Raw genomic sequence first — 3,860 nt, 5'->3', positions numbered from 1 at the left:
GCCGCCGGTGTAGTTCACGCGGAAGCCGACCATCAGGCTGTGCGGGAACGGCCACGGCTGGCTGCCAACGTAACGGACGTCATCGACGTCGACGCCGACCTCTTCCTTGACCTCGCGGATGACTGCACCTTCGAGGTCCTCCCCTGGCTCGACGAAGCCGGCGAGACACGAGTACATCGGCATCGGGAAGCGAACGCCGCGCGCCAGCAGCGCTTCCTGGTCGGGGCCTTGCAGACCACGAGTGATCAGCGTGATCATCGCTGGTGCGACGCGCGGATAGACGACCAGTTCGCACGCCGGACACTTCAGCCCGCGCTCCCCAGCGGACGGCGCGGTCGCTGTTGCACAACGACCGCAGAAGCGATGGGTGCGCGCCCACTCGGCGGTCTGCACGGCGCGGCCCGCTGCCAACCACTCGCCTTCCGACGCGACACCGAAGTACTTGTACAGGTCCATCGCCGCGCCGTACGACGGATCACCAGCCTCGGCGGGAACATCGACAGCCCACCACCCGGCGCCGCCAACGATGCCGATGAAGTAGTGGCCCCAGCTTTCGGCCCCAGCATCATCAGACGGCCGGTCGTCGACGAAGACCGTGCTCCCGATCACGTGGACGTAGCGACGCTCCCCCTCGAACCCGTCAGGCACATCGTTCAGTGGGTCATACAGCGCAGCGGTGTTCATCGACACCAAGTTCAGTTCCATGCTCATCACTGCCATCTGTACCACGAACAGGACCCGCTCGACGCAAGCACGCGTACGATCTCAGCATGGCCGACACCCCGTCACCCACGCCCGCACCCACGCCCACACCCAGTCCTGCGCTTCATCCGGACCTCGCCGATGTCGCCGTGCTACTCGGCACCTGGGAGGGCACCGGAAGAGGTGAGTATCCAACGATCGCGTCGTTCGAGTTCTCTGAATCGATCACGTTTGGCCACGTCGGCAAACCATTTCTGGCCTACCAGCAACGCACTCGAGCGATCGACGACGGCCGACCACTCCATGCCGAGTCCGGCTACTGGCGGTTCCCCGACCGTGGCCTCGCCGAAGTCGTCCTCGCTCACCCAACCGGTATTACCGAAATCCTTGAGGGCTTCGCCGCTCCGAACATGCCCGGCAGCGACACGTTCATCATCGACCTTCGATCCACGACTCTCAGCGGTTCCTCATCAGCAAAGTCGGTCACTCAGACCGAGCGCACCTTCGAGCTCACCGGTGACACGCTTCGCTACACCGTCCGCATGGCCGCTGTCGGACTCCCGATCCAACACCATCTCGCCGCCGAACTCCACCGCGTCAGCTGACCCGATCCTCACCTGTAGAGCCGTGTCACACCACACTGCCGTACCGCGGCCGTGCCCGCGGTCTGACAGTGGTCTGACAGTCGTCTGACGGTCGTCTGACAGTGGTGTGACAGTGGTGTGACAGTGGCAGCCGGGCTACAGCCGACGCGTGCCGATTTTCTACGATGTCAACATGACCCGCTCTGGAAATTCTGTCGTAATCGTCGATGCCGTCCGCACCCCCATCGGAAAGCGCAACGGCGGCCTGTCCACAATGCATCCGGGTGAAACCCTCGGGCTCGTCCAGAAAGCCTTAATCGAACGGACCGGCATCGACCCGGCCCTCATTGAGCAGGTCGTCGGCGGCGTCGTGAGCCAGGCCGGCGAGCAGGCGTTCAACCTGACCCGCACCGCGTGGCTCGGTGCTGGCCTGCCACTCACCACTGCCGCAACCACCGTGGACACACAGTGCGGGTCCAGCCAGCAGGCCACCAGCCTTGCTGCATCGCTGATCGGCTCCGGGGTCGTCGACGTCGCGATGGCCTGCGGTGTCGAGGCAATGAGTCGCGTTCCCATCGGCGCAAGCGGCTCCAAGAAGCTCGGCCTTGGCGTCCCGATCCCATCGCCGTACTTCGACCACTACGAGATGACCTCACAGTTCGAAGGCGCCGAGCGCATCGCCGACAAGTGGGGCATTACCCGCGAGGACACCGATGCGTTCGGCCTCGCATCGCAGCAGCGTGCCATCCAGGCGTGGGAAGAGGACCGCTTCGCCGGGCAGTACATCACCGTCGAGGCCCCCGATGTCGATGAAGACGGCAACCCGACGGGCACGACCCACATCGTGGCCCGCGACGAAGGCCTCCGCGAAACATCGATGGAGAAGCTCGCCACGCTCAAGCCGGTCGGCCGCCCAGACGGCGTCCACACCGCCGGCAACGCATCACAGATCTCCGATGGCGCCGCCGCCATCCTGATGATGACAGAAGAGAAAGCAGCCGAACTCGGACTCACACCGAAGGCACGTATAGTCGACACCTGCCTGGTCGGTACCGACCCCGAGCTGATGCTCACCGGGCCGATTGACGCAACCCAACGCCTCCTCGCTCGCGCTGGCCTGACGATCGATGACATCGACGTCTTTGAGATCAACGAGGCCTTCGCTTCCGTCGTGCTCGCGTGGGCCAAAGAGACCGGCGCAGACCTCGCCAAGACCAACCCCAACGGTGGCGCCATCGCTCTCGGTCATCCGCTGGGCGGCACCGGCGCATTCCTGTTGACCAAGGCGATCTACGAGCTCGAGCGGACGGGTGGAAAGTACGGCCTCATCTCGATGTGCTGCGGAGGCGGACTCGGCACCGGCACCCTCATCGAGAGAGTCTGACTCGATCAATAGTTCAGGAGTGAAGAGAAGAATGGCCAGAACGTTCCCCGCGCAGGACACCTCTGCTTCTGATTGGCTGCATCTTCTTCCGAAGGTGGAGTTGCATTGTCATCTCGAAGGGTCGATGTCGCCTTCCACGGTGAAGGCGCTGGCGGCCGAGCACCAGGCCGACTTCTCTGGGGTGTGGGACGGGGCGATTCCTGACGCATTTTCGTTCGAGGATTTTCCCGACTTCGGGCGGCAGTACCTCTTTGGCTTGCGGTTGCTCAGGAGCGACGGGGCGCTGGTCACAGCTATCGACGATCTGGCGGAGACACTCGCGAGTCAGAACGTTCGGCACGCTGAGCTCACGACCACTGCGTACAGCCACTTCCACGGCGGCATGTCCCGGGAGCACTACCGAGAAGAGCTCGATGAAGGGCGACGCCTCGCAGCATCGCGCGGCGTCTCGATCGGTTGGGTCGTTGACATTCCCCGCGACCTTGAGATGCCCGACTCGACCGACACGATCGACTTCCTCGAAGGCTCGATCCTCCCCGACGGCATCGTCGGAATCGGGCTTGGGGGCTACGAAGTTGGCTTCCCAGCGGCACCGTACGCCGAGCATTTCCGGCGCGGCCGAGCACTCGGACTCGCCTCGCTCCCCCACGCCGGCGAGACCGAAGGCGCCGACAGCGTGCGACAGGCCATCGACGACCTCGGCGCTGTCCGTATCGGCCACGGCATCAGGGCCCTCGAAGACCCCGAACTCGTCCAGCTCATCGCCGACGCGGGAATCTTCTGCGAGGTTTGCCCGACCAGCAACTTGCTGCTCGGTGTCGTCAACGACCTCGCAAACCACCCGTTCCAAGCCCTCCGCGAGGCCGGCGTCAAGGTCTGCCTGAACACCGACGACCCGGGCTGGTTTGACACCGATCTCCACACCGAGTTGGAGATCGGCACCAACGTTTTCGGCCTCTCACCCGCCGACCACGTAGAACTCCAACTCGATGCACTCACCGCATCGTTCGCCTCCGACGACGTCAAAGCCGCAGTCCGCGCCGAGCTGAAGGCGCTCTGACTCCCCCCCCCCCATTCACCGTTTGCGTCGAAAAATCCGTTGGCATTCGCCTAAGAACTTCGACGCAAACGTTGAATGTGGTGGACGCGGATAGACAGAGCTGATGGGGATGGGGATGGGGATGGGGATG

4 protein-coding genes are annotated in these 3,860 nt (G+C 64.1%); 3 read left to right on the top strand and 1 reads right to left on the bottom strand.

The genetic code is table 11. The features are described from left to right. On the bottom strand, positions 1-705 hold a 705-nt coding region (gene nudC / locus ACH2EI_RS22155; protein WP_395161627.1), incomplete at its 3' end, for an NAD(+) diphosphatase. Positions 706-770: 65 nt separating this feature from the next. Here nudC and ACH2EI_RS22150 point away from each other — a divergent pair. The 3 genes from ACH2EI_RS22150 (at position 771) to add (ending at position 3,730) form a co-directional block, all read left to right on the top strand. Continuing rightward, complete coding sequence (locus ACH2EI_RS22150) at positions 771-1,307, top strand: FABP family protein (RefSeq protein ID WP_395154593.1); 537 nt, start codon at positions 771-773, stop codon at positions 1,305-1,307. Positions 1,308-1,479: 172 nt separating this feature from the next. After that, the gene (locus ACH2EI_RS22145; RefSeq protein WP_395154594.1) at positions 1,480-2,670 is read left to right on the top strand and encodes a steroid 3-ketoacyl-CoA thiolase; all 1,191 of its coding nucleotides are present in this window, start codon (positions 1,480-1,482) and stop codon (positions 2,668-2,670) included. A gap of 31 nt (positions 2,671-2,701) precedes the next feature. Next, the gene (gene add / locus ACH2EI_RS22140; protein WP_395154595.1) at positions 2,702-3,730 is read left to right on the top strand and encodes an adenosine deaminase; all 1,029 of its coding nucleotides are present in this window, start codon (positions 2,702-2,704) and stop codon (positions 3,728-3,730) included. Positions 3,731-3,860: the final 130 nt, after the last annotated feature.

Origin of the sequence: Ilumatobacter sp. (assembly GCF_041688325.1) — a bacterium.
Lineage (GTDB): Bacteria > Actinomycetota > Acidimicrobiia > Acidimicrobiales > Ilumatobacteraceae > Ilumatobacter_A.
Note: the sequence above shows the minus strand (reverse complement) of the source record. Positions and strands in the feature narration are given on the sequence as shown.

Excerpts from the sequence above, each read along its gene's own strand:
- add (WP_395154595.1), top strand. The coding sequence starts at position 2,702 with ATGGCCAGAACGTTCCCCGCGCAGGACACCTCTGCTTCTGATTGGCTG.
- ACH2EI_RS22145 (WP_395154594.1), top strand. The coding sequence starts at position 1,480 with ATGACCCGCTCTGGAAATTCTGTCGTAATCGTCGATGCCGTCCGCACC.
- ACH2EI_RS22150 (WP_395154593.1), top strand. The coding sequence starts at position 771 with ATGGCCGACACCCCGTCACCCACGCCCGCACCCACGCCCACACCCAGT.